At 35.3% G+C, this 26,450-nt stretch carries 26 protein-coding genes; 5 read left to right on the forward strand and 21 right to left on the reverse strand.

Annotated elements, in window-relative coordinates; genetic code table 11:
* Positions 1-59 precede the first annotated feature (59 nt).
* The 14 genes from glmU to BP17_RS12205 form a co-directional block, all read right to left on the reverse strand.
* Complete coding sequence (gene glmU / locus BP17_RS12140; protein WP_035054726.1) at positions 60-1,427, reverse strand: bifunctional UDP-N-acetylglucosamine diphosphorylase/glucosamine-1-phosphate N-acetyltransferase GlmU; 1,368 nt, start codon at positions 1,425-1,427, stop codon at positions 60-62.
* Between the two features lie 319 nt (positions 1,428-1,746).
* Positions 1,747-2,487 carry a tRNA pseudouridine(38-40) synthase TruA gene (gene truA / locus BP17_RS12145; RefSeq protein WP_035054728.1) on the reverse strand — a complete coding sequence of 247 codons (741 nt, stop codon included), beginning with the start codon at positions 2,485-2,487 and terminating at the stop codon, positions 1,747-1,749.
* Between the two features lie 56 nt (positions 2,488-2,543).
* Positions 2,544-3,053, reverse strand: coding sequence for an SOUL family heme-binding protein (locus tag BP17_RS12150; RefSeq protein WP_051910536.1), 510 nt, complete (start codon positions 3,051-3,053; stop codon positions 2,544-2,546).
* Between the two features lie 177 nt (positions 3,054-3,230).
* Entirely contained in the window at positions 3,231-4,052 is an 822-nt protein-coding gene (purR, locus tag BP17_RS12155) for a pur operon repressor (protein ID WP_035054730.1), read from the reverse strand.
* Positions 4,053-4,304: 252 nt separating this feature from the next.
* Positions 4,305-5,135: a metal ABC transporter permease gene (locus BP17_RS12160; protein WP_035054732.1), complete on the reverse strand. Its 831-nt coding sequence runs from the start codon at positions 5,133-5,135 to the stop codon at positions 4,305-4,307.
* The gene (locus tag BP17_RS12165) at positions 5,081-5,788 is read right to left on the reverse strand and encodes a metal ABC transporter ATP-binding protein (RefSeq protein ID WP_035054734.1); all 708 of its coding nucleotides are present in this window, start codon (positions 5,786-5,788) and stop codon (positions 5,081-5,083) included. The genes BP17_RS12160 and BP17_RS12165 overlap by 55 nt, the downstream gene beginning before the upstream one ends.
* A 57-nt stretch (positions 5,789-5,845) precedes the next feature.
* Positions 5,846-6,793 carry a metal ABC transporter substrate-binding protein gene (locus BP17_RS12170; protein ID WP_156956039.1) on the reverse strand — a complete coding sequence of 316 codons (948 nt, stop codon included), beginning with the start codon at positions 6,791-6,793 and terminating at the stop codon, positions 5,846-5,848.
* 177 nt (positions 6,794-6,970) lie between these two features.
* Entirely contained in the window at positions 6,971-7,822 is an 852-nt protein-coding gene (gene ispE / locus BP17_RS12175) for a 4-(cytidine 5'-diphospho)-2-C-methyl-D-erythritol kinase (RefSeq protein ID WP_035054738.1), read from the reverse strand.
* 575 nt (positions 7,823-8,397) lie between these two features.
* Entirely contained in the window at positions 8,398-8,655 is a 258-nt protein-coding gene (locus BP17_RS12180; RefSeq protein ID WP_035054740.1) for a Veg family protein, read from the reverse strand.
* A gap of 156 nt (positions 8,656-8,811) precedes the next feature.
* Positions 8,812-9,705 carry a 16S rRNA (adenine(1518)-N(6)/adenine(1519)-N(6))-dimethyltransferase RsmA gene (gene rsmA, locus BP17_RS12185; protein WP_035054742.1) on the reverse strand — a complete coding sequence of 298 codons (894 nt, stop codon included), beginning with the start codon at positions 9,703-9,705 and terminating at the stop codon, positions 8,812-8,814.
* A complete protein-coding gene (gene rnmV, locus BP17_RS12190; protein WP_035054744.1) occupies positions 9,692-10,258 on the reverse strand; it encodes a ribonuclease M5 in 567 nt (188 codons plus the stop codon). The genes rsmA and rnmV overlap by 14 nt, the downstream gene beginning before the upstream one ends.
* Positions 10,258-11,025: a TatD family hydrolase gene (locus tag BP17_RS12195; protein ID WP_035054746.1), complete on the reverse strand. Its 768-nt coding sequence runs from the start codon at positions 11,023-11,025 to the stop codon at positions 10,258-10,260. Before BP17_RS12195 ends, rnmV begins: the two co-directional genes overlap by 1 nt.
* Positions 11,026-11,105: 80 nt before the next feature.
* Positions 11,106-13,133, reverse strand: a complete 2,028-nt coding sequence (gene metG / locus BP17_RS12200; protein WP_035054748.1) for a methionine--tRNA ligase — start codon at positions 13,131-13,133, stop codon at positions 11,106-11,108.
* A gap of 231 nt (positions 13,134-13,364) precedes the next feature.
* Positions 13,365-14,204 carry a Cof-type HAD-IIB family hydrolase gene (locus tag BP17_RS12205; RefSeq protein WP_035054750.1) on the reverse strand — a complete coding sequence of 280 codons (840 nt, stop codon included), beginning with the start codon at positions 14,202-14,204 and terminating at the stop codon, positions 13,365-13,367.
* Between the two features lie 197 nt (positions 14,205-14,401).
* Between BP17_RS12205 and BP17_RS12210 the strand changes: the two genes are divergently transcribed.
* On the forward strand, positions 14,402-15,256 hold the full coding sequence (locus BP17_RS12210; RefSeq protein ID WP_035054752.1) for a DUF72 domain-containing protein: 855 nt from the start codon (positions 14,402-14,404) through the stop codon (positions 15,254-15,256).
* Between the two features lie 79 nt (positions 15,257-15,335).
* Here the strand turns inward: BP17_RS12210 and BP17_RS12215 are convergent, their stop codons facing one another.
* From BP17_RS12215 to BP17_RS12240, 6 genes are all read right to left on the reverse strand, one after another.
* Positions 15,336-15,995: an amino acid ABC transporter permease gene (locus BP17_RS12215; protein WP_035054754.1), complete on the reverse strand. Its 660-nt coding sequence runs from the start codon at positions 15,993-15,995 to the stop codon at positions 15,336-15,338.
* A complete protein-coding gene (locus BP17_RS12220; RefSeq protein ID WP_035054756.1) occupies positions 15,992-16,702 on the reverse strand; it encodes an amino acid ABC transporter permease in 711 nt (236 codons plus the stop codon). Before BP17_RS12220 ends, BP17_RS12215 begins: the two co-directional genes overlap by 4 nt.
* Positions 16,702-17,526 (reverse strand): transporter substrate-binding domain-containing protein, encoded by an 825-nt coding sequence (locus tag BP17_RS12225; protein ID WP_035054758.1) that lies wholly within the window; start codon positions 17,524-17,526, stop codon positions 16,702-16,704. The genes BP17_RS12220 and BP17_RS12225 overlap by 1 nt, the downstream gene beginning before the upstream one ends.
* Positions 17,527-17,555: 29 nt before the next feature.
* Positions 17,556-18,278 (reverse strand): amino acid ABC transporter ATP-binding protein, encoded by a 723-nt coding sequence (locus tag BP17_RS12230; protein ID WP_035054760.1) that lies wholly within the window; start codon positions 18,276-18,278, stop codon positions 17,556-17,558.
* A gap of 331 nt (positions 18,279-18,609) precedes the next feature.
* Entirely contained in the window at positions 18,610-19,605 is a 996-nt protein-coding gene (locus tag BP17_RS12235; protein ID WP_035054762.1) for an MsnO8 family LLM class oxidoreductase, read from the reverse strand.
* 205 nt (positions 19,606-19,810) lie between these two features.
* A complete protein-coding gene (locus tag BP17_RS12240) occupies positions 19,811-21,994 on the reverse strand; it encodes a heavy metal translocating P-type ATPase (protein ID WP_035054764.1) in 2,184 nt (727 codons plus the stop codon).
* A 212-nt stretch (positions 21,995-22,206) separates the two neighbouring features.
* Between BP17_RS12240 and BP17_RS12245 the strand changes: the two genes are divergently transcribed.
* Positions 22,207-22,518 (forward strand): ArsR/SmtB family transcription factor, encoded by a 312-nt coding sequence (locus BP17_RS12245; protein WP_035054766.1) that lies wholly within the window; start codon positions 22,207-22,209, stop codon positions 22,516-22,518.
* A 132-nt stretch (positions 22,519-22,650) separates the two neighbouring features.
* Here BP17_RS12245 and BP17_RS12250 read toward each other — a convergent pair whose 3' ends face one another.
* Positions 22,651-23,085, reverse strand: coding sequence for a VOC family protein (locus BP17_RS12250; protein ID WP_084676395.1), 435 nt, complete (start codon positions 23,083-23,085; stop codon positions 22,651-22,653).
* Positions 23,086-23,347: 262 nt separating this feature from the next.
* Here BP17_RS12250 and BP17_RS12255 point away from each other — a divergent pair, with 262 nt between their 5' ends.
* The 3 genes from BP17_RS12255 (at position 23,348) to BP17_RS12265 (ending at position 26,403) form a co-directional block, all read left to right on the forward strand.
* Positions 23,348-24,247 carry a DUF368 domain-containing protein gene (locus tag BP17_RS12255; protein WP_035054768.1) on the forward strand — a complete coding sequence of 300 codons (900 nt, stop codon included), beginning with the start codon at positions 23,348-23,350 and terminating at the stop codon, positions 24,245-24,247.
* 180 nt (positions 24,248-24,427) lie between these two features.
* Entirely contained in the window at positions 24,428-25,513 is a 1,086-nt protein-coding gene (locus tag BP17_RS12260) for an AI-2E family transporter (RefSeq protein ID WP_035054770.1), read from the forward strand.
* Positions 25,514-25,641: 128 nt separating this feature from the next.
* Entirely contained in the window at positions 25,642-26,403 is a 762-nt protein-coding gene (locus BP17_RS12265) for a glucose 1-dehydrogenase (RefSeq protein WP_035054772.1), read from the forward strand.
* The last annotated feature ends 47 nt before the right edge of the window (positions 26,404-26,450 follow it).

A 26,450-nucleotide genomic window follows, 5' to 3' on the forward strand; every position in this document is an offset into this window, starting at 1 on the left:
ATCAATAATAGTTAATTTTTCACTAGAAATCAAGTGATTTAGTGATTTATAGTTAATTTTTAATGTGGTAACTTGTCAAAATAATTCGCTTTATTCTCTTGACGAGCTCTTGCAATAGCAAGCGACTCAGCAGATACATCTTTCGTAATAGTCGAACCTGCAGCAATGTAAACATTTTTTTCAATCTTAACTGGAGCAACTAAGTTAGCGTTACATCCTATAAATACATTATCTCCAATAGTTGTGCGATGTTTATGTTTTCCATCATAATTAACAAAAACAGTCCCACATCCGACATTAATATTTTTTCCTAAATCAGCATCTCCGATGTATGTTAAATGCCCAACTTTGGTATCTTTATCGATTATTGCATTTTTGATCTCCACAAAATTTCCGATGTGGACAGACTGTCCAATCGTACTGTTGGGACGCAAGTGACTGTATGGACCAATATTGCTATAATCCGCCATTTTAGAATCTACAATGGTAGAACTTTTCACTTGAACTTGATTGCCAATTTCACTATTTGAAATTTCGGAATTTGAACCAATAAAGCAGTTCTCTCCAATAACTGTTTCCCCTTTAAGGATAACCCCAGCTTCAATAATTGTGTCTGAACCAATTTCAACTTCACTGTCAATGTAAGTTGTGGCTGGATCAATAAAAGTAACACCATTTTGCATATGCTTTTTATTGATACGACTTCTCATTAATTTAGCTGCTTCAGCTAAAGCAATCCGGTCATTAACACCCAGAGCTTCTTCTTCATAGTCCATTTTATAAGCTGAAACGACGTATTCTTGTTTTTTTAATATTTCAATTACATCTGGCAAATAGTATTCACCTTGAACGTTATCATTTCCAACTTGTTTAAGTGCTTCAAATAATAAACGATTGTCAAAGCAATACGTTCCCGTATTGATTTCTTGAACTTGTAATTCTTCTGGGCTTGCATCTTTTTGTTCAACTATTTTTTCAACATTTCCTAATTCATTCCGAATTACTCGGCCATAACCAGTAGGATTTTCAGCATGTGCTGTTAAAATAGTTGCTTTTGCACCTTGTTCTTGATGATTATCGAATAAACGGCTTAATGTTTCAGCTGTTAAAAGTGGTGTGTCCCCACAAATAACTAAAGTCGTTCCTTCTTTATCTTTTAAAAGTTCTTCAGCTTGAATAACAGCATGTCCTGTTCCTAACTGTTCAAACTGAACTGCATATTCAGAACGCGTCCCAAGATAATCTTTTACTTTTTCAGCGCCAACTCCAACAATCGTTACAATTTTGTCTGCTCCAACAGCTTCTACTTGACTAACTACATGACCAACCATAGGTTTCCCTGCAACTGGATGCAATACTTTATATAACTTAGATTTCATTCTTGAACCTTGTCCTGCTGCTAATATCACTGCATAACGTTGCGGCATTATATAAACTCCTATCTAAATTTAATTACTTCCTAGTTTTTAATTACTTGATTTTTTAAATTAATTGAAGGTTTTTACTTATAAACGTCCTATTTTATAATAGCTTATACACTACTAGTTTTCAAGATACAATCTAGATTGCCTATCTTATTCTTTAATAATAATAAAAAAATAGTAAAGACAACAGCAAATAACCCACCAGTGTCCTTACTATTTTTTTCGCATATCATTAAATTAAGTTAAACAGTTAAAAAGTCATTCATGATATATTCAAATGTCTTTCCACCTGAAACTGATTTAAAGATACGATTCAAAATTTTCAATTATAATAAACTTCATCTAAAAATAGTCCTTGAGAAGGTACGGTAGTACCTGCATCACTTCTGATTCCACTCTTAAATATAGCGTCAATAGCTTCCGGTTCCGTTATACCCAACCCAATTTCTACGATTGTTCCCATAATGATTCTAATCATTTTGTATAAGAAACCTTCTCCTGTAAACGTAAAGTGTAATAAATCGCCTTCTTTTTGGACCTTGATTTCATCGATAGTTCTAACTGTTGATTTTTTTGATTTTTTTAGAGAAGAGAAACCAATAAAGTCATGTTTCCCGACAAGTTTGTTGCAAGCCTCGTTCATTTTAGCAATATCAAGTTCTCCAGGGTAATCATAACTGAAATTGCGCTCAAATACAGAAGGTACAGGGTTATTCCAGACATAGTAGCTATATGTTTTTCCATTAGCATTATACCTAGCATGGAATCTTTCTGGTACTTCCTCAAGTTTCTTCACGACAATATCACGTGGAAGATAACGGTTTAGGTGATCCAACATCGCTGGAAATTCCATGGTAGATGTTGTTTTAAAATTGGCTACCTGTCCCTTAGCATGAGCTCCAGCATCCGTACGTCCAGAACCGATTATTTCAATTTTGTCCCCTGTCATTGCTGATAAAACATTTTCTATTTTTCCTTGAATCGTTTTATCTGAATCACTAAGCCTTTGCCAGCCTAAATATCTGCCGCCATCGTATTCAATCGTCATTTTAATATTTCTCATTTTATCCCTCATATTCATCTTATTCTGTTCATATTTCGTATACTTTACTACCAAGATTAAACCTTACTAATCCTAACCAAAATTTCATTTCTTCTAAGCATAGGTGGCACGAATGGTGCGTTGTAAAAAGCTAACATATAATTTGATTGCTTTTGGTAGCCTTTTTCCAATAGCCACTCATCTAATCTTTTCTTCATTTTTAATTCTTTTGATTTATTAGAAAAACCTGAATACTGTATTGATCCGAATAAGCCTTCATCAAAATTTTTAACCTTCAGATTTGGGTTGTTCGGCTCTGGTATTTGGTTACTAAATTTTTCTGGAACAACGAATGCCATTTTCTTTTTTTCTTCAGTTTCTTCTTGAATAACTGGTATTGTCATTGAGATTTTTTCATTCTCTTTATTGTCATTAGAGATATATTTAAATAAAGAGCCAAATCCATTTTTAATTTCCGGATCATTTTTATTTTCATATTCGACAATAAAAAAATCAGCATATTTTCTTATCTCAAATTCCTTTTCTTTCACCAGCACATCATAATTTGGTGTTTCATACTTACTCATAGAATCACTCCATTCACAATAAAATAATGGTTCACTCTTATATAAGCAGTAATAGCAGCTTTTTCTCAACCCAATACCAAGTTACTAGAATTGCTAGCTATCTAAGACGTTCTCAGAAATTAATAGAAGTAAATTAAATTATAGATAAAGATGTCTTCTCTAGCATAATTCAACAAATTATTTTTTAGTGAAATAATTTCCTGGCTGTACATGTATTGTCTTCTCACGAATATTCACTTCATCAACACATAAAAGAGAAGTATACTCATCAACCATTCTATTGCCGCTAAAAGTGGATTCTGCAAAGACAGTAATTCCAACTAGCTCCGCTTCAAATTCTTCAATCAAGCTCTTCATACCGTTAACGGTACCTCCGCCTTTCATGAAATCATCCACGATCAACACACGAGATCCACGACGCAAGCTTCTTTTAGATAATTCCATTTTTTCAACACGATCTGAGGATCCAGAAACATAATTGACACTAACCGTAGATCCTTCAGTTATTTTAGAATCTCTGCGGACAATAACAAAGGGTACATTTAAATACGTTGATACTGCTTGAGCAATAGGCACCCCTTTTGTCGCTACTGTCATAACGGCATCAATCGGTTGCTCTAAATATTTAGTTGCAATAATTTTTCCTACTTGACGCAACACACTTGGTTGTCCTAATAAGTCAGACAAATAGACATATCCACCTGGTAGTAAACGATCAGATTCTGACAAACGTTCGCACATTTCTTTTGCAAACTCTTCAGCTTCATCCTTTGCAATTTCAGGAATATAACGCACTCCTCCTGCTGCTCCCGGAACTGTTTCCAATGTTCCCGTACCTCGTTCTCTAAATGTTTTTTTTACGATGCTTAGATCTTCACTGATAGAAGATTTAGCAGAGTCATAACGGTTAGCAAAATAAGTAAGTGGCACTAACGTATGTGGTCGTTCCAGCATATAACGCGTGATATCGATCAAGCGTTCACTTCTTTTTATCTTCATTATTTTCACCTTTTCTGTAGTTTTTTTTAGTTTTGCCAGGTCATTATTTCTGTCAAACATCATTATACGCGTTTTGCACGTAAAATAGTAGCTTTTTAAATAATATTATAAAATCGTTCGTTTTTATTAGCACTTTCTCATTAAAAAAAACACGAACCTTCGTATTCATTTTTATTTTTGATTTACAAACACAAAAAGAATTGAGAAAACTCAATCCTTTTTGTGTTTGATACTTATATTTTTTGCTTATTATTAAGAACGACTTTTTTTGTATTTCATTTGTTGTACAATTTTCATTGTTCCTGTGGTAAGGATAAAGATAGCGATAAACACTAAAGTAATCGTCGCACCTGGAGGAGTACCCCATTGATATGAAACGGTTAATCCTGAAAACATTCCTACTATACCTACAACAATACCCACCAGAATAACCCAATAAAAACTTTTGCTTATACGCATAGCAATGGCCGCTGGCAAAATCATAATGGCCGATACTAGCAAAGCTCCAGCAATAGGCATTATTACTGCAATAGTAATTCCTGTGATCACATTAAAGAGAATAGACATCAACCGTGCCGGCAAACCGGCTGTAAACGCCGTGTCTTCATCAAATGTTAATACATACATTGGTCTACGAAAAACTAAAAATAATCCAACAACGATTACAAATAATGCTACTAATAAGTAAATTTGTTGTTGACTGATTGTCACAATTGAACCAAATAAGTATTGTTGAATAGTTGTGGTTGATCCTCCACTACTCAAACTCATTAAAACAAGCGCTACTGACATTCCAGCAGACATTAAGATGGCAATAGAAATTTCGGAATAAGATTTGTACAGCGTACTTAAATACTCTATGAGCACCGCTGCAATCACTACAACGACCAACGTCATAAAGGTCGGGTTTACATTTAGAAATAGGCCCAGTGCAATTCCTGCTAATGAAATATGCGATAACGTATCTGCCATTAGTGATTGTCTTCTAAGAACTAAAAACAGCCCTAGCATTGGAGCAATAACAGCAATCAAGAATGCAGATTGGAATGCTCGCTGCATGAATCCATAGAAAAACATCTCCATGGTGAATCCTCCTTTCGGATAAGCTGAATATGTCTATCCGCATATTTTTTTATATCTTCATGGTCATGTGTCACCATTAAAATACCTTTACCATGAAACTCACTATTGTGTTTTAGCAATTCATAAAACTCTGTTCTGGAATCTAGATCCATACCGGTTGTTGGTTCATCTAAAACAAACAAATCTGGATCTGTCGCAAAAATACGAGCTAGAGAAATACGTTGCTTTTGACCACCAGAGAGTTCTCCAATTTTTTTATAGCGTAAATCCCACATGCCTACTGACTTTAACGAACGTTCAACATGTTCATGGTCTTCTGCATCTAAACGTTTGAACCATTTTCCTCTTTGGTAACGACCAGACCGGACCAATTCCAGTACTGTACTAGGAAAACCAGAATTAAACGAGGCCACTTGCTGTGGTATATAACCAATTGCTAATGGTTCATTTCTTGTATTTACAGCAGAAATCTTAGCCGTTCCTTTCGTTGGTTGGAGCAAACCTAAAATATTGCGCAATAAGGTTGATTTTGCTGCCCCATTTTCGCCTGTCAACATAACGAATTCACCAGAATCAACTGTAAAGGAAATATTTTCTAAAACTGGTTCTTCATCATAATAAAAAGATAAGTCTTTTACTTCAACGTAATGCATGGATACCCTTCTTTCTTTTATCTATGGGAAAGGCTTCTTATATCCATTTCCATTTTATCAGTTTATACTTTTTTGAAGAGCCGTTAGATTATTTTCCATTGCTTTGATATAATCGATTCCTTTTTCTTGATCTTCTGTCGTAATACCTTCAATTGGATTTAAAATTTCTAACTCTACACCCGTCTCATTAGCTAGTGTTTCCGCAATTTGACTAGATGATATCTCTGCATAATAAATATAATTGATACCTTCGTCTTCTACGTAGTCTTGTAACTCCGCTAATTTGGCTGGGCTTGGTTCTTCTTCAGTTGAAATTCCGGCAATTGAAACTTGTTCCAAATTGTATCTATTTGCTAAATAGGCAAAAGCAGCATGTTGAGTGACAAAAGTCCGTTTTGTTGCTCCATTAAATGCTGTTTCAAACTCTTGATTTAGAGCTTCTAATTTTTCATTATACACTTTTGCATTTGTTTCATATACTTCTTCATTTTCTGGATCAGCAGCAATCAAGCCTGCTTGAATGTTGCTGACTTCTTCTTGAGCAAGTACAGGATCCAACCAAATATGGGGATCTACTTCATCTTGATGTTCTTCTGATTCATGTTCATCAGCGCCTTCGGTTGCTTCCAAAAATGAGACACCTTCGCTAGCATTAACTACAACTGTACTTTCTGTGTCTATACTTTCTAAAACGCTTGAAACCCAAACTTCCATTTCCTCACTGTTGTAAATAAAAACATCCGCATTTGAGATTGCAGCAACTTCTTTTGCACTTGGTTCATAGCTATGCGTATCTGTACCTGCTTCTAACAATAAAGTTACTTCTGCTTTATCTCCAACAATATTTTTTGTAAAATCATACATTGGGTAGAAAGTTGTAACCACATTTAATTTATTTGATTCTGGTTGGGCATCTTCTTGATTGCCACACCCTACCGCTACTATAAGTAAAATGGAAAATAAGGAAACTATTCCAATTCTTTTTTTTCTATTCATTAAGATTATACCTCCATTAATTTTTTTCTATTTATTTTTTAATTTTACACAAATCGTAATCGTTACTATTTAGAATTTCTTATGTAGCTTATCATTATCTACTTTGTGCGTCAAGAAAAAAAGACATAAACCACTCTTATAACAAAAAAGAGAGGTTTTAATATCTTTGGTGGTAATTTTTCCAGCTTATTTTAGCGTCCGCACTAAGTAGACTTCATTACAAAATCCTTTTAAACCATTATACACACGCTGAGCTTTTGAGTATGTCTTACATAAAGCATAAACTGTGGGGCCACTTCCACTCATTAAAGCAGCATCGGCTCCAAATTGAATCATCTTTTTTTTGATTCGTTTAATATCCGGCTGTTTTATAGCAGAAGCCGTTTCTAAGGCATTCCCCGTATTGCAAACCATTTGAAGAAAATCTTTCTCTTGAATAGCTAGTAACATTTTTTCTGTTTCCGGATGAACCAACTGTTCAAATGAAAGATTTTCAAAAACAGTCCAAGTTGAGATTCCTTTTTTAGGCTTGACTAATACTACCCAACATTGTGGTGGAGCATCAATTTGTTGAATTTTTTCTCCTCGTCCTGTTGCATATGCCGTTCCACCATAAATACAGTATGGTACATCTGAACCGATCTGCTCTCCTAGAAGAACTAGTTCCTCATTACTCAAGTTCAGATGCCATAACCGATTAAGGCCTCTTAGCGTAGCAGCCGCATCACTGCTGCCCCCTGCTAAACCAGCAGCGATTGGGATCTTTTTTTCAATACTAATATCGACGCCTTTTTTGATATGATAAGTGTCTTTTAAAAGTTTAGCAGCCTTGTATGCATGATTTCGTTGATCTAATGGTAAAAAACCATTAGTTGAATGAATAACGATTAGGTCTTCTTCAAGTGTTTTTAGCGCTATGCGATCAGCCAAATCAACTGAAGTCATTACCATCTCCATTTCATGATAACCATCTTCCCTTTTATGCAACACATCCAAACATAAATTAATTTTAGCCGGAGCTTTTTCTATGATCTCCATTTCTCCTTTTCTCCTTTCCTACATATTTTTTATTGTCTGTAAAACATACTAGCCTAAAAAAAAAGATTTGAAAAGCAAGAAAGGCATAATTTAACTTAAATATTAGAAAAAAGAGAAATTAACGGCTTTTAAATAGCATTTTCATCATATAGTGTGGACATCTCAAAATAAAATTCATTCTGGAATGTACGGTTTTACTTGTAAAGCCGAGGTACCGTCTGTAAGCCTGAGGTCTTACAAATTTTCAAGCTTCAAACAAGCTGTAATCGCGCTAAAGCGCCAACGCTTTGTAATTCTCATTGAATCCAATGCACGGCTACAAGCAACCCTATTCCGCCATAAATTTTGGGTGTGTCATTTCATTCATTTATTTATCCAAATTAAAAAATGATATAGCCTTTTTTAATAGAAAAAGGCCCAAGACAGAAATGTCTCCGACCTTTGCTCCTTTATATATGAGAAGCTATTAATTCGATTTTTATTTGACGTAGAACCTTTAAAAATTCATTTCATTATTTATACAAAAAAACGAGCTTACGATAGCTCGTTAAAGATAATTTTATTTAATGTTAGTTTTACGCTAATTGACGATTTTCTTCACCAATGTATTCAATTTCTACAGATTGAGTTAAAACATCTGTATAACTGTATGAAACACGTTCAAATGCGTTCTCATCTTGGTCTAGCTCGACCACAAATACTGAATGATACGTGTCGGCTAAAATACCTTTACGTTCGGTTTTTTTCTTTCGACCAGCTTGCGCGGTCAACATAATCTTTTTACCTAAATGATCATCTAGGCTTTCTTTAATGTCTGCTAATGTACTTGGCATCAGATTCACCTCACTCATCTGACGTCATTATAACATACTATACAAAATTTTACAAGTATACCATATGAATACCTTAGCCGCAAATAATAATTCTCTCATATAAAAATTTTTAAACCTCTTGGTATCAGTGATAAATAACCTTATATTCGAAAAAAATTAATCTTTTTCTAATACAATTTCATCAATTGCATCTGATAAACGAGCAAATTCTTCTAGACTCAATGTTTCTCCACGACGTGTCGGATCAATATTTGTAACAGCTAAAGCCTGGGTAAGTTTTTCCCTAGTACTCTCCTCTTTGCCATATCGAATCAACAAATTATTCCAAAGTGTTTTACGTCTTTGTACAAAAGCCGAACGAACAAGCGCAAAAAAAGATTTTTCATTCTTAACTACTACACTTGGCGTAGCTCTTCTCGTTAATTTAATAATGGCAGAGTCAACATTTGGTTGCGGTATAAAGACTGTTTTAGGAACAATAAAAGCAACTTCTGCTTTCATGTGGTATTGAATAGCGATAGATAAAGAACCATATGCCTTACTTCCTGGAGCAGCTGTTATCCGTTCAGCCACTTCTTTTTGCATCATGATTGTTAAACCATCTATTCGAACCGGCGTTTCCAAAAAATGCATGATGATCGGAGTTGTAATATAGTATGGTAAATTGGCCACAACGACTAGCGGTTCATCTAGATCAATCATTTCGGGTAAAGCTTGTTGTAAATTGACTTTTAATACATCGCTATGAACAACAGAAACATTATCATAAGGACTCAATGTATCTGCTAGTACAGGCAATAAACGATCATCTATTTCAAAAGCAATAACTTCTTTACTCGCTCTTGCAAGATGTTCAGTCAAAGCTCCGATACCAGGTCCAACTTCAATGACATTGGTGTTTTTATCTATATCTGAAGCCGCTACAATATTGCTTAAAATATTAGGATCTACAATAAAATTCTGCCCTAAACTCTTCTTTACTGAAAAACCGTATTTCTCCATTATTTCTTTCGTTCTTGATGGGGTTGCTATATCTTTATGATTTTTCATGTTCATCCTCCAAAATTTGCTGCATCACTGTTATAACTTCTTCCGGAGATATTTGAAACATTTGCAATCTCTTTTGAAGTTGTTTTCCGTTAGTGTATCCTATATTGAGTCTTTCACCCAGTTTTGTTCGTCTTTTTCGAGCAAATGGTCCCATGATCAATCCGGCATCCATCAATAGCTCTTGCGAGATTAATGACTCTTTAGATATGGTTTCAGTATAACATTTTGATAACGCGGCACGTACTGCTTCAGGTGAAGCATGTTCAATACCTAAACTACCTTTGCCTTTTGATTTAGCCTCAGCTCTAGTTAAAAAAGCATGTTTAACTCCTGGAACAGCTTGTGAAATAATTTTACGGATTTTTTCACCTGGAAAATCAGGATCCGTAAATACGATCACACCTCTTGTTTCATGGGCTTTGCGAATCAAATCCAAAGTTTCTTCGTCAATTGCTGAACCATTTGTTTCAAGAGTATCTGCTTCAACCGATTCTAAGATACGTCTTGTATCATCGCGGCCTTCAACAACAATAATTTCTTTTATTTTTTCCATTAAATTAACCTAAATAAACGATTAGCATTTTGCATCGTTTGTTGCGCCACTTCTTCATAACTAATGCCTCTTTGTTTAGCTACTTCTTCTGCTACATATTTGACATAAGCAGGTTCATTTCGTTTCCCTCTGAATGGCATCGGAGCCAAGTAAGGAGCATCTGTTTCGATCAATAATTTATCAAACGGAGCTGCTTTTGCTACTTCTCTTACTTCAGGCGCATTTTTAAAGGTGATGACGCCACTGACAGAAATGTGCATGCCAAGATCCAAGAAACGTTCCATCCATAACGTATCTCCGCTAAAACTGTGCAGGATACCACCAATATCTTCAACATGTTCTTTTTTCATCAGTGCATAGGTATCTTCAATTGAATCTCTCATATGGATACTAATGGGCATTTTCAACTCTTTTGCAAGTTGGATTTGTCTATGAAAAACATCCTTTTGAATATCTTTTGGGGAGGTGTCCCAATGGTAATCCAGACCCATTTCTCCCATCGCCACAACTTTTGGCAATTGCAATTGACGGTACAACTTTTCTTCGATTGCTTCCGTATACAAATAACTTTCAGTAGGGTGCCAACCAATGATGCTGTATATTTCTTGATATTCTTTACTTAAAGCTAAAGATTTTTCAATCGTTTCAGTGTCAAATCCAACAACAGCCATTCTAGTAACGCCATTTTCTATTGCTCGCTGCACGGTTTCTGGAACTTCGTTATCAAATTCCTCTACATTAACATGTGTGTGTGTATCAAATAACATCGTGACATCCTCTCTTTCTCTTCATTAACAGAAACACCCTGCTAAATTAGTTTCCAGCAGGGTATTCGTTTTATAAGGTTTTAAGCGACTTCAGATCCATTTGGAGCTTCACTTGACGCTTCAATAATTTGTAATTTCCCATCTTTTTCAGAAGATAAAATCATTCCTTGACTGATTTCTCCACGCATCTTACGTGGTTTCAGGTTCGCAACGATCACAACTTTTTTGCCGATCAAAGCTTCTGGATTTGGATACCACTCTGCAATACCGGAGAGAATTTGGCGATGCCCTTCATCTCCTGCATCTAAACGAAATTTCAACAGTTTATCGGCTCCTTCGACTTTTTGACAGTCGATCACTTCGGCAACCGTTAACTCTACTTTATCAAAATCGTCATACTTGATTTGTTTTTCTTTTGTTGAAACTAAGACTGTTTCCGAAGGATCCCATTCGTTTTGTTCTTCTTCAACATCTTCCTTTGGATCACCAGATACACTTGCCATTTGCTCTTTGATATAAGCAACTTCAACGTCTACATCCAAGCGTGGGAAAATTGGCGTACCCTTTTTGATTACTGTCGTACTTGTAGGGAATGAGCCAAATTGGACTGTTGACCACTCTCCAGCAAATTCTCCCTCAACCCCTAATTGAGCAAAAATCTCTTTAGGCGCATGAGTTAAGAATGGTTGTAACAAAATAGCCGAAATACGAAGCGTTTCTGCTAGATGGACCATGACACTAGCTAATTCAGTCTTCTTATCTTCTTCTTTTGCTAACATCCATGGCGCTGTTTCATCAATATACTTGTTGGCACGTGAGATCAATACCCAAACATGGCTTAATGCGCTGCTAAATTGCATATTTTCCATTTCTACTTGGTAATCCACACAAACTTTTCCAGCTGTTTCTTTTAGAATCGCATCAAATTCCGTAACATTTCCAGTATAATCTGGAACGTTTCCGTCAAAATACTTATTAATCATTGCAATCGTACGGTTCAATAGATTTCCTAAATCATTCGCTAAATCATAATTCACACGAGAAACAAAATCTTCTGGTGTGAATACGCCATCACTTCCAAAGGTTACTTCACGCATCAAGTAATAACGTAACGCATCTAACCCATATTGTTCTACTAACATTTCTGGGTAAACAACATTTCCTTTTGATTTAGACATTTTACCCTCTTTCATCAATAACCAGCCGTGCCCGAATATTTTTTTAGGCAATGGCAATTCTAAGGCCATTAACATGATTGGCCAGTAAATCGTATGGAAACGAACAATTTCCTTTCCAACCATATGCACATCAGCTGGCCAAAACTTATCAAATAAAGACGTATCATCTGTACCATAACCAAGCGCTGTAATATAGTTTGCTAGTGCATCGATCCACACATAGATAACGTGCTTAGGATTACTTGGCACTTTAACTCCCCAAGTAAAGGTGGTACGAGAGACGGCTAAATCTTCCAAACCCGGTTTGATGAAGTTGTTGATCATTTCATTTTTACGTGATTCTGGTTGAATAAAATCGGGGTGTTCATTGTAGTAAGCCAATAAACGATCAGCGTATTTACTCATCCTAAAGAAATAAGACTCTTCTTTGATCAATTCTACTGGATGTCCACTGTCTGGTGATTTCCCACCAATAATCGTTCCTTGGTCATCACGTTCAATGTCTACTAGTTGTGTTTCAGTATAGAAGGTTTCATCTGGAACAGAATACCAGCCTTCATATTCATCTAAATAAATATCGCCTTGCGCTAAAAAACGTTCGAAAATATCGGCCACAACTTTTTCATGTACTGGATCAGTTGTTCGGATAAACTTATCATTGCTGATTTCCAATAATTTCCATAATTTTTGCATATCTTCAGCCATTTGGTCCACATATTTTTGTGGTGTAATAGCTAATTCTTGTGCCTTTTTTTCAATTTTTTGGCCGTGCTCATCGCTGCCTGTCAAATAGAAAACGTCAAAGTCTTGCATTCTCTTGTATCGTGCCATAACGTCACACGCAATCGTTGAATAGGCATTTCCAATATGCAATTTCCCGCTTGGATAATAAATGGGTGTTGTAATATAAAAGGTCTTTTTCTCAGTCACTTTAAGTGCCTCCTTAGTAGATTTGACTACTTCATTCTAACCATCTATCAGACAATCTTTTAGAAAAGAAGGTACATTTAGACACAAATGAGTAGAGTGCTTTTTTATTTAAATTGATTTTCCTCAAAAGCTTTCTGAAATAGTATACCATAGAAAATGACTGAAAATGGGAAATTCCAAATGATTTTCCACTTCTCAAATAAAGTTTTTTTCGTTAGGCTCCAAGGTTTTTCAAGGCAATAACTTCAATTTTTGTAAACCTTTTAAAATCCCATCATTTTCTGGAGAGGCTGTAATAGCATCTGCAATTTCTTTTAATTCTACACGCCCATTTCCCATGGCAATTCCCATACCTACTGCTTTCAGCATTTCAATATCATTCAATCCATCTCCAAATGCTACTGTTTCACTCATCTTGATTCCTAAATGCTCAATCAACTTTTGAATCCCTACCGCTTTAGACACCCCTTTAGAAATCACGTCTACTGAATAAGGATTCCATCTTGTGAAATGACAATCTGGAAAAGCCTCTTGATAATAGTCATCGTATTTTTCTGTCGTATGAATAATACATTGATAAATGATCCGATTTTCATAGTAATGCGGCAAGATTGGCCTCACCCTTTTGGATGAACCAACATAGTGCTCAGCCAATTGCATCACCTTTTTAGGAGGGGCTATAGGAGCTAGCTGGATCATTTTTTTCAATAACCCTTTTTGTCCAAACGTCACTATCGAATTCCCAAGAATCTCATCACTCCCGCAAAATGCGATCTGTTGTTTATTGGTCTCCGCAGCTAGAGCTAATCGTTTAACTGAATTTATCGATAACGGATTTTGATGGATAACTTCACCTTCATGCACCACGTATTGCCCATTTAAAGTAATGTGCGTTTGAATATCTAGCGATGCTAAAATTTCATCAATTCTAAACGGGGCTCTTCCAGTTGCGATAACCGGTATAAGACCTTTTAATTTCAAGTTTTGAATGGCTTTTTTAGCAGAAGCTGGTATTTTTTTCTTTTCTGTTAATAGTGTTCCATCAATATCAAAAAATACAAGTTTATACATCTTAATGGCTCCTTTAATCTTTTTGTTTTTCCTAATAATGTTAATTGTGAAACGGAATGTTTCCCGTGAAACATTCCGTTTGTTTTTTTACTATTTCAACTAGCGAGGTTCTTATAAAAACTTTTCACTTTCTTTCATAATAACGGTTGCGGTACAATAAGGCTAGTTATTCACTATTCCAGAAAGAAGGATCTCTAATGATTTCTATTGGCTTAACGGGTTGGTCTGACCATGACTTGTTGACCATCCGTACATCTAAACGCTTGGAAGATTATAGTTCTCATTTTCCATTTGTAGAATTGGACACTAGTTTTTATGCCATCCCACCTACTAAAAATATTTTATCCTGGATGGAAAAAACACCTGCTGCTTTCCAATTTATCCCAAAAGCTTTTCAAGCTATGACTTTACACAAAGACTGGTTGAAATTTTTTCCGACTGAGCAACAAATGTTCGATCATTTTATTGCTATCTTCGAACCTATGATCACAGCAGATCGAATCAAAACTTTTTTATTTCAATTTCCACCTTATTTTGATTGTACGACTGAACACGTTCAATATTTAAGAAAAGTACGCCTGTTAATGGGTGAACTACCTGTGGCTATTGAGTTCCGTCATTCCAGTTGGTTCAGCGCTACCAATAAAGAAAACACACTGGTCTTTTTAACGGAAGAAAATTTCATTCACACTGTTGTAGATCAACCTCAAACTCCTGGAAACAGTGTTCCTTTAGTTGGTCAAGGAACACATGCAGAATTAACACTGTTTCGGTTACATGGGCGAAACTACGAAGGTTGGTTAGATGCGAGTGGGCCAAATTGGCGTAAAAAAAGAACCCTCTACGATTATACTTCTGCTGAATTAGATGAATTTGCGGCAATTATTCACCAATTAGAAAAAGACTCAAAAGAAGTGGCTGTTATATTTAACAATAATTCAGGCGGACATGCTGCAAAAAATGCAAAACAATTGCAAAAGAAATTACAGCTTACTTTTGAAAACCTTGCTCCACAACAAACAGAATTAAATTTATTTGGAGAAGATTTTTAAAAATGCTTATCACAAATGACAAAAAATAGAGCCTGCTCTTAACGAGTAAGCTCTATTTTTCCTATATTATATGAATATTCTACACATTTTCCGAATTCTTTTCATGCCAGTTTCTGACCACAACAGACAATGTAAAGCAAATAATAAAATAAACTAGCGCTAAGAAACCATAAATTAAAAAGACTTCGGAAGTTTTTGTTACTTTCCCTAAAATAATTTGGCCACTTCGAGTAAATTCCATTATTCCTAAACCAGCAAGAAAAGATGTATCTTTAATCGTTGTAATAACTTGTGACAATAAAGATGGAATAATTTTCTTGAATGTTTGAGGCAGAATAACATATTGTAAAGTTTGGTAAAATGAAAAACCTTGCGAATGCGCTGCTTCAAATTGTCCTTTGGGTATCGAATTTAAACCTCCACGTACAATTTCCGCTACTACCGCCGCTGTATATAAAAGTAAAGCTAGCGAGCCTTTTAACAAAATCGTACTTCCTGGAATCAGAAAAGCACAACCTAGCATCCATAAAAGCAGTGGTGTATTCCGAAACAATTCAATATAAAAACTGGCTAGTTTACCAAAAAATTTCTTTTCATAATTTCTAACTAATCCTAACAAAGTTCCAATTAGTATAGAGAGAATAACTACACCTAAAGAAATCATTAAACTAGTCATTAATCCATCTAATAAAAACAAAAGGTTCGGCTGAGTAAAAACGGTTTGAATGGATTCTATCATTCCATCACCTCCGGAATATCCACTACCATGGAATCATTCTTCTTTAACTTTTCTTCATACTTCCTTGAGAAAGTAGCCAATGGGAAGCACAACAAGAAGTAAAGTAACCCTGCCATTACATAGGATGGTCCGTAATTTAAGCTGGATGATGCATATGAGTCAGCTGCATACATTAAATCTGCTCCAGCAATGATCGCAAGTACTGATGTATTTTTGATTAAATTGACCGCTTGGTTCGTCAATGGTGGTAAAATACTTTTTACCATCTGCGGTAATATGATGTAGTACATGGTTTGTGTGTAATTAAATCCTTGTGAATAGGCGGCTTCTTGTTGGCCTTTAGGAATGGATAAAATTCCAGCACGTACCACTTCTCCAATATAAGCTCCATGGTACAGTCCAATACCTACTACCCCAATCATAAACACGCTTAAAACTAAACCAGCCATTGCTAATCCGTTATACATAAAGAAAATCTGGATCACAAGCGGAATATTTTGGAAAACTTCGACATATACTCTTGCAATCGAACGCAGAATCCCATTTTGTGCAGTGGATAAAATTCCAATAATCACACCAATCACCAAAGATAGTGCTAATGCTAAGATGGCTATTTGGAGTGTTCGCAAAAATCCAGAACTAAAATTATCAAAATTTTGAAAAAGATCCTCCCATCTCCAAAGAGCAAATGGATTTGTACTTCTCATTATTCACCCAGTCCCCACTCTGAAACCAATCCATCAAGAGTATCATCTTCTCCCCATGTAGTGATTAAATCATTTACACCATCTGCTAACTCTGTATTTACTTTCATAGTTGCAATTCCGTAATCTTGAGTTGCGAAACGGTCTGGCAAGATTTCAGTTGACTCATCTAAATACCCAGCCAAAATAGATCTGTCCACGCTGAATGCATCTATGCGACCAGAATCTAAAGCGGCTTTAATTTCTGGATAAGTTGCATATTCTGAAAAATCTACTGTGATATCATATTGTTCAGCTTCTGCAGCAATAGCGTCAGCTGTAGTAGAACTTTGTGCTACACCAATATTGGCTCCATCCATATCTTCTAATCCTTCATAATTTTTTTCTGTTTTCACCAAAAGACCAACGGCATCTTCATAATACGCATCTGTGAAATTATACGTTTCTTTGCGTTCTTCTGTTACTGTAAAAGTCGCAATGACCATATCTACTTCACCATTGTCCAATAATGGACCACGCGTTTTAGCCGTAACAGGTGTCAATTCAATAGCTTCTGGATCGCCTAAAATTTCTTCAGCTATCTTTTTAGCAATATCAATTTCAAATCCTTCTATTTCCCCAGTATCAGTGTTCATTAAACCAAAATTTGGAACGTCTTCTTTGACCCCTACTTTTAAAACTCCTGCTTCTTTAATCGATTCAAATGTCACTTGATCTGATTCTGTTGTACTTTCTACATCTGTGGTTGAACTAGCGTCTGACGAACAAGCTCCTAAAAATAATACACTAGACAAAGCTACTGTCGCTAATAAATTTCTCTTTTTCATTCATTTTCCTCCTAAGTAATTCTTATTTTTTATCTTAAAATTTTACTTAAAAACTCTTTTGTTCTTTCATGAGTGGGATTTTCAAAGAAATGTTCGGGTGGTCCTACTTCAAGAATAGTCCCATCATCCATAAAAATCACTCGATCTGCTACTTGTTTAGCAAAACCCATTTCATGAGTCACAACGACCATCGTAATATTCATACTAGATAACTTGATCATAACGTCTAGTACTTCTTGAACTGTCTCAGGATCTAAAGCAGAAGTGGGTTCGTCAAACAAGATTATTTTTTTTTCAGAACAAAGAGATCTTGCAATAGCAACTCTTTGTTGTTGGCCTCCTGAGAGTGTTGAAGGGTAAGCCATTGCTTTTTCTCGTAATCCTACAATATCTAAATACCGGTAAGCTATTTCTTCTGCTTCTTTTTTTGATTTATTTTGTAATTTCATCGGTCCGATTGTCAGATTTCCTAACACTGTCATATGCGGATAGAGATTAAACTGTTGAAAGACCATTGCAGAAGAATTTCGCACCACTTCTAATTTATTTTTCTCTGTTAGTAAGTTTCCCTCTATATAAACTTCTCCCGACGTAGGCTCTTCAAGAAAATTCATGCATCTGACTGTTGTACTTTTTCCAGAACCAGAAGGTCCTATAATTACAACTTTCTCACCCTCGGCCACCTCTAAATTAATATTTTTCAATACATGGTGGTCGCCGAAATACTTATTCACATTCTGTAACTTGATCAACTTTGTCTCATCTCCTTTGCAAAAACGTTTATACTTATTAGCTGAATTTTAAGCAGATTAAGGTTTTCTATCTGCTTAAAGTAATAGTATAATTACACATTAATGAGAAATCAATTAAAATATGCCTCGCAAATGTAAGGTCTTATTACATGGATTTCGTAGGAATAAGTAACAAAAAGGAGCAAAATTCTTTATATGCTTCATTTTCAAGTGATTAAAAAATGATTAATTTCTTATTAGAAAATATAAAAAAACCTCAAATCAATGAATAATTAATTCAATGATTTGAGGTTTTTTTCTAATAAAAGGGTGTGTATCGTTTCGTTAGCTATTAGTTTAGCAATTCTTTTGCTAACAAACGATAAACATTTAACCGTTTTTCTTGTGAATGTGTAATACTGCAAATCATAGCTTCATCGAACCCGTATTGCGCTTGGTCTTCCCGCAGTTTTTCCGCAATTTCTTTTGGCGTGCCAACTAAATGCAATTTACGTCCTTGTTGAATCGTTAATTTATCAATTTCAGTTAATGGATAATTCTGAGCTTCTTCAGGCGTCATCAATTGACCCATCCGCCCTCTCCCCATCAATAAACGTGCAATATCTTGCGGTTTAGCCTCATATTCAGCTTCGTCTCTTGTTTCAGCCGTCGTAACGAGATAAGCGACATTGATGGTTGGTTTCTCCATGAAAGCAGATGGTTGAAAATTGATTCTATACTCATCAAATATCTCTTTTGTCATTCCACCCATGAAAAATTGGGCAAATGAATACCCTACTCCCATTTGAGCTGCTTTTCGTGCACTACTTCCACTTGAACCTAATAACCAAGATTCAGGCAACTGGATTTGCGATGGAGTAGCAATCGTTCGATTATACAGTCGATCTTCCGGCACTTCATCATTCATTAATTTTAAGGCTGTATCAAATTTTTCATACATATTATCCAGCATAGGTTGACGACCTTCTGATAAAGCATAAATAGAATTATTGTCGCCACCTGGAGCACGACCTACTCCAAAATCAATTCTTCCTGGAGAAAAAGCACTTAACGTCTTAAAGATTTCCGCTAATTTCAAAGGCGAGTAGTGCATCATCATGACTCCACCCGTACCGATCCGAATATTTTTTGTTTTTGTCGCTAAATGGGCTGCAACAATCTCCGGTGCTGAACTTGCAAAACCATTTGTCCCATGGTGTTCCGCCATCCACATGCGTGTGTATCCTAATTCATCTGCTAAAACAGCTAATTCTTCAGCTTTTGCTAATGCATCAACAGCTGTATTTCCACTTGTTATCGGTGCTTGATCCAAGACACTTAATTTCACTGTTATTCCATCCCTTCAATATATATAATTAGTTTTCATGTTATTTCTTGCTACTATTAATAACTAGTCAATAAGCAACTTATCATTTGTTGCTTTTTCATCATTATAAAGAAACACCTATTCGATTTCTATTTTTTTGAGCCTTAGTGTAACTTATTATCAATTTGCTTTCCAAATGTAGTCTGACTTTATGAGTCACAAGAAATTATTTTTTCAACACTCGCATCGCATTTAGGACAGCAATAACTGTTACGCCAACATCTGCAAACACGGCTTCCCACATTGTTGCAAAACCAAAAGCTCCTAGAATTAAGAAAAATCCTTTTACTGCAAGAGCTAAAATTATATTTTGCCATACGATTCTTCGAGTATCTTTTGCGACTTGCATAACGGTTCCAATTTTAGAAGGCTTATCATCCATGATAACAACATCGGCTGCTTCAATTGCTGCATCTGAGCCTAATCCACCCATTGCGATTCCAATATCTGAACGGGCAAGTACAGGAGTATCATTGATTCCATCACCAACAAAAGCAACTTTTTCTTTCGGGCCCTTGCGTGCCATGATTTCTTCCATTTTCTCTACTTTATCTTGTGGCAAAAGCTCTGCATAAAACTCGTCAATGCCTAATTTTTTAGCAACGGCTGCTCCTACTGCTTTTGAGTCTCCCGTTAGCATAATGATGTGTTTTACACCTTTTTCTTTCATTAAAGCTATTCCTTCTGCTGCATCTTCTTTGATTGCGTCTGCAATCAAAATGTACCCAGCAAACTCCTTATCTACTGCTACATAAATAAGGGTTCCAATTTCAGTTGATTCAGTAAATGAAATATTGTATTTTTGCATTAATTTCGCATTTCCTGCTAATATTTCTTTTTCATCAACGTTTGCTTGGATGCCATACCCTGAAATATCATTGTATTCCGTAATGCGGTTTTCAACGATTCGTTCCTCATATTTTTCTTTGATTGCATCAGCAATCGGATGCGAAGAATGAGTTTCCGCGTATGCAGCTAACTCTAACAACTGCTCTTTACTCCATCCACTTGCAGGTTGAATACTAGTGATTTCGAATTTGCCCTTCGTTAACGTTCCGGTCTTATCCATAATGACATACTTAATATCATTCAATCCTTCTAAGAAGTTGCTCCCCTTCACTAAAATTCCTTTTCGTGAAGCGGCTCCAATTCCGCCAAAAAATCCAACAGGAATAGACACAACTAATGCACATGGACAAGAAATAACAAGGAAAATACTTGCTCGATAGATCCATTCATTAAATGTAGCCCCAGGAAGCACTAGAGGAGGAATAATCGCCAGTACTAAAGCAAAGATAACAACAATCGGCGTATAGTAATGCGCAAACTTTGTAATAAAGTTCTCAGTAGGTGCTTTTCGGCTACTAGCATTTTCAACTAAATCAAGAATTTTTGTAACCGTTGATTCAGAAAAAAGCTTTTCAACTATCACTTCAATCAAACCATTTTTATTGATAAAACCACTTAAAACACTATCTGTTATTTTAACACTTCTAGGAACTGACTCCCCTGTTAGTGCAGAAGTATCCATTGAAGACGCTCCGGTAATGATTTTCCCATCTAAAGGAACTTTCTCTCCTGGACGTATGACAATCGTATCGCCAACTTTAATCGTATCTGGTGATACACTACGTGTGCTTCCATCTGCTAGTTTTAAATTCGCATAGTCTGGCCTTATATCCATCAAGTCAGCAATCGAGCGTCGCGATCTACTAACGGCAATACCTTGGAAAACTTCTCCCACCTGATAAAAGAGCATAACAGCTACTGCTTCTGGATACTCCTGAATATAAAAAGCACTTAAAGTAGCAATAGTCATCAAAAAATTCTCATCGAATACTTGTCCATTGATTATATTTTTTATGGCACTCCAGACAACATCATACCCCGCTACAAGATAAGCGGCCACAAATAATCCGATAGATACCATTTCATTCATAGGAACAAAATTTGCAACGAATAATAAAATCAAAGCAATGATTAAACGACTAAGGATAGTTTTTACATTATTTTTTTCATGATCCTTCTCATGTGAATGATCTGAGTCTTCTAAATGACTTATTTCTTTATTTTCATCTAATGGAAGGCCATCTTTTCCAATCGGAAATCTAGTTAATTTAGACAGCAAGGTTACTTCAGGTTCTAGTTTATTTATTCTTGATTTGATTAAAGGTAAAATTTTATTCTCTTTTTGTTTGTCAACGTCAAAACTAAGGGTCCTTGTCATATAATTAGCATTACTGTTTGTGACGCCCTCAATTTTAGCTACACCACTTTCAATCTTATTAGCACAATTTGCACAATCTATCCCCTCAAGTATCCATTCATGGCTTTGCTTTTCTTCAGACACAAAAATTCCTCCTGTACTTATTCCTAAATCGTAATAACTCTGCTTTATATATGAATTTTTCTTCATATGTTCCAAAAAAGTATACCACGCATGAAAATAAAGTCAACAACATCATGCTGCGTTAGTGTTAAAATTACACTACTTGCTTTTAAGAAAAAGCGTGCTATTCTTAAAAGCACGAGGCTTAATTCATGTATATAGGGAGGTTAACCATGTCAAATAAAAAACCGTCTATTTTAGACCCAGAAACCCTTACATCTGTTAGTAAAATATTCAAACTTTTACAAAATGAGGCTAGACTTTCTATTATCTATTTATTAAAAGATCAAGAATTAAGTGTAGGAGAAATTACTAATCTAATAAATATGGAACAATCCGCTGTTTCTCATAAATTAAATGCGCTAAAGAGTGCTCACTTAGTTAAAACTAGAAGAGACGGGAAAACCATTTTTTATAGTTTAGATGACAATCATGTTTTCACTATTTTAGAGCAAGTTATCACACATAGTAAGGAATCCAATTAGTAAATAGATCATTAAATAGTTAAATAACGTTTTTTCTTTATTTTGGCTATTTGATAATTTAGTTGATTTAATTAAAAAACACTCTAGATAGTTTGATAAAATCAAACTATCTAGAGTGTTTTTTCAAGCTAATTAATCAAAATTTTCGCTCAGAATTTCTACACGATCTTCAAAAGATACTTCTTGATGAATTTCGTGCAGCATCCAAACATAACCAAAGCTGTCTAAAAACATCGCATTTGAAATACCCATTTCTTCTATCTTTGTAATCGGCTGAATTACCGTTACTCCTGCAGCAACTGCTTTATCAAAAGTTACTTGAATATTGGGTACCATTACATTAAACCAAAATGATTGATTACTATCTTCTTTCGGTGCAAACAATTGATATTCACGATTTTCATCGAGCATATGGAAACGAGTATCATAAATTTTGAAAACTACTTCGTTGTTTCCTACTTTAAAATCGGTCGCCTCAACTATTAGAACCTCAAAAATAGAACTATATTGTTCCAAAGCAACTTTACTGTCTTTTACAACAAAATCTATTTCAACTCCTGTAATCATTTATACACTCTCCTAATTTTTTTTGTTAATCACTTTTAGTATAACAGCTATCTAATTTAGTAGCGTTAAACGTGTACTACTAAATTAAAATATTATGACTGGAACACTTAATAGTGCTTGATAAACTATACTTTTAACAAACAAGTTTAAGTCGTAAAAAAGAAAACTGAATATCCCATGTTAGAATAAACATATACGAAAGGGAATATATTTGGTAAAGTTAGTAAAGCTGTATTTATACAAACAAAAAAGGAGTATGAAAATGAACTATTTAATCGATTTTTTAAAGGGTATTGTTATAGGAATAGCCAATATTATTCCCGGAGTAAGTGGAGGAACGATGGCAGTCTCCTTGGATATTTACGATCGAATGATTTCTTCGATCAGTCATTTATTTAAAAATTGGAAAGCCAGTCTAAAAACATTAGCTCCTATCTTAGTAGGGGCAGTCGTTGGAGTTGTGGCATTTACCTATACAATTGAATTCTTATTGAGCTCATATACTTTGCCAACAGCCTTGGCTTTTATCGGTCTAATTTTGGGTGGTATTCCAGGTTTATGGGAATCTTTTCAAAAAGGTCTAGCAAAACAAAAACAAGCCATTTCCATTAGCCACATTAGTGCTTTTATTCTTATGTTTGTATTGGTTGTCGTGATACTCCCTCTACTACAAGGAGCCGGAACTACTTTAACAGCCATTCAACTAGATCCTTTAAGTTTGATCAAGTTATTCATTATAGGGATTATCGCTTCTGCAACGATGATAATTCCTGGAGTAAGCGGGTCGTTAATTTTAATGGTCTTAGGCTATTATTATTTGATCATCAATACTATAACACTATTCATAACTGCTCTACGCACAGGTAATATGGCTTCGTTATTGCCTAACTTTATTCTTCTGTTTGTCTTTGGTTTAGGTGTTTTGATCGGCATCTTTTTAATCAGTAAAGTGATAGAATTTTTATTTGAACATTATAGTTCAGTAACTTATAGCGGAATCTTAGGTTTAGTCATCGCTTCTCCATTCGCCATTTTATTGAATACAAATGCACTGAATGATTTACAAACCGCTCAAGCATTACCTTTTGCTTTAGTGGGGGTAGTACTATTGGTTATTTGTTATTATGGTATTTATCAATTAGGTAAAAATGAAACCAACTAATTTGCCCACGTATATCAGAAAAAAGCAGTCTCAGATAGGGTGATTTATACGCCCTCTTCTTTTAGTGAGACTCAATAAATAAGAGACTGGGACAAACCCCCAGTCTCTTTCCTATATCCGAATAATTATTCTAGAACGTGCCCCAAAAAGCAGACCCAACTTCAGAAGGAGATTATTTCCATGCCTTATCTTAAACAATCAAAATTATTACTATGGACACTGTGGGTCTTAGCAATGGCTCTCATTATTTATATTGCAACTAAGATTAGTTTTGTTTTCCAGCCAGTACTTGTTTTATTTTCAACCCTTTTCATTCCAGTTATAAGTGCTGGATTTTTATTTTACTTATTGAATCCTTTGATTAAAGTAATGCAAAAATTAAAAATCAAACGCAGCTACGCTATTATTTTAGTTATGTTTCTATTTCTTAGCGGAGCAATCCTGTTTATTATTAAAACTTTCCCCATTTTGATGGGTCAGCTATCTGATTTAATTGAAAATAGTCCCGCTATTCTTTCAGATATTGAGATTCAAACAAAACATATTGCATCATTCTCCATATTTGATAATGTTGATTTGGAAGGAACTTTAAATCGGTTAAACCTTTCCATTGATGCCTTTTCCAAAACAATTTTATCTAGTTTTACAACCAGTATTAGTTCTATCATTGCAGGGGTTGCGAACTTAACAATCGTCTTGATTACAGTGCCCATTGTATTATTTTATATGTTCCATGACGGTGAAAAATTACAATTGGCTACTACCCGTTTATTTCCCGATAAATATCAAAAACATGTCTTTGAATTGCTACATCAGACAAATCTGATTATCACTGCTTACATCAGCGGAAAAGGATTAGCGAGTATCTTTGTTGCAGTCTTAATCTATTTTGGATTTTTATTGATTGGACTTCCTTACACCTTATTATTAGCGATTATTAACGGATTTACTAACCTTATTCCTTTTATTGGTCCTTTTATCGGTGCTGTACCAGCATTTATAATCGCCTTAACTATTTCACCGACAACAGCTCTACTGGTCACCATAATTATACTAATAGTTCAACAACTTGATGTTAATTTACTGACACCAAAATTTGTTGGAAAATCGTTAGCTATTCATCCATTAACGATTATTTTCATCTTATTGGTAGCAGGAAAAATGCTTGGAATTGTTGGAATCATTTTTGGTGTTCCCGCTTTTGCTGTAATCAAAACAATAGTTGTTTATATTAAAAGTAACCGAATCACTGCCGAAGATCACTAATAATAGCATTATTCATACTATCCGGACCGTAATTTTCACTTCATGAACTAAAGGAGTCTACCAGTACAAGATGTTTTACTTTGTTTTACGAGAAGACTAAAATACGAGTATAGACTGGAGGGATCCTTATGAAACTGGAGAACAAATCAGTTATCGTTACGGGGTCTGCTGGAGGAATTGGTGAGGCAATCGCTCGCTCATTTGCCAAAGAAGGGGCTAATATTCTTCTAGCAGATTATAATGAAGCAGGCGTTAAGAAAGTTGCTGCTGAATTGAATGCATTGCGCCAGAACTCAGCTATTGCTTTAAACGTAGACGTCTCAAAAAGAGAAGACACTGATCGTATGATCGAAGTTACACTTGAAAAGTTTGGCTCTTTAGATATTCTTGTAAACAATGCAGGAATTATGGATGGATTTGAACCGATTGGTGATATCTCTGATGAAAAATGGCAAAAAGTTATGGATATAAATGTACTTGGCGTTATGCGATCTATCCGTAAAGCTATTCCTATTTTTAGAGAACAGAATTCAGGCATTATCATCAATGTTGCTTCTATAGGAGGTCTTTATGGTGCTCGCGCTGGTGTTGCCTACACAGCTTCAAAACACGCCCTTATAGGACTGACAAAAAATACAGCTTTCATGTATGCCAAAGAAAATATTCGTTGCAACGCGATTGCTCCTGGTGGGGTAGCTACAAATATTGCCGCATCGATGGGAGATATCAATCAATTCGGGATGGAAAAGACTCAGCCTGGACTGGCTTTAAGCCCAATTTTCGGTCAACCAGATGATATTGCTGCTGTTGCTCTTTTCTTGGCATCAGCTGAATCAACTTTCGTCAACGGTACGGTACTCACTGCAGACGGCGGATGGTCAGCTTATTAATCCAAATTACTCTCTGCTTTAAAGACTTATAAGATCTAGTAAACTAT

The organism is Carnobacterium pleistocenium FTR1 (genome assembly GCF_000744285.1).
Classification (GTDB): domain Bacteria; phylum Bacillota; class Bacilli; order Lactobacillales; family Carnobacteriaceae; genus Carnobacterium_B; species Carnobacterium_B pleistocenium.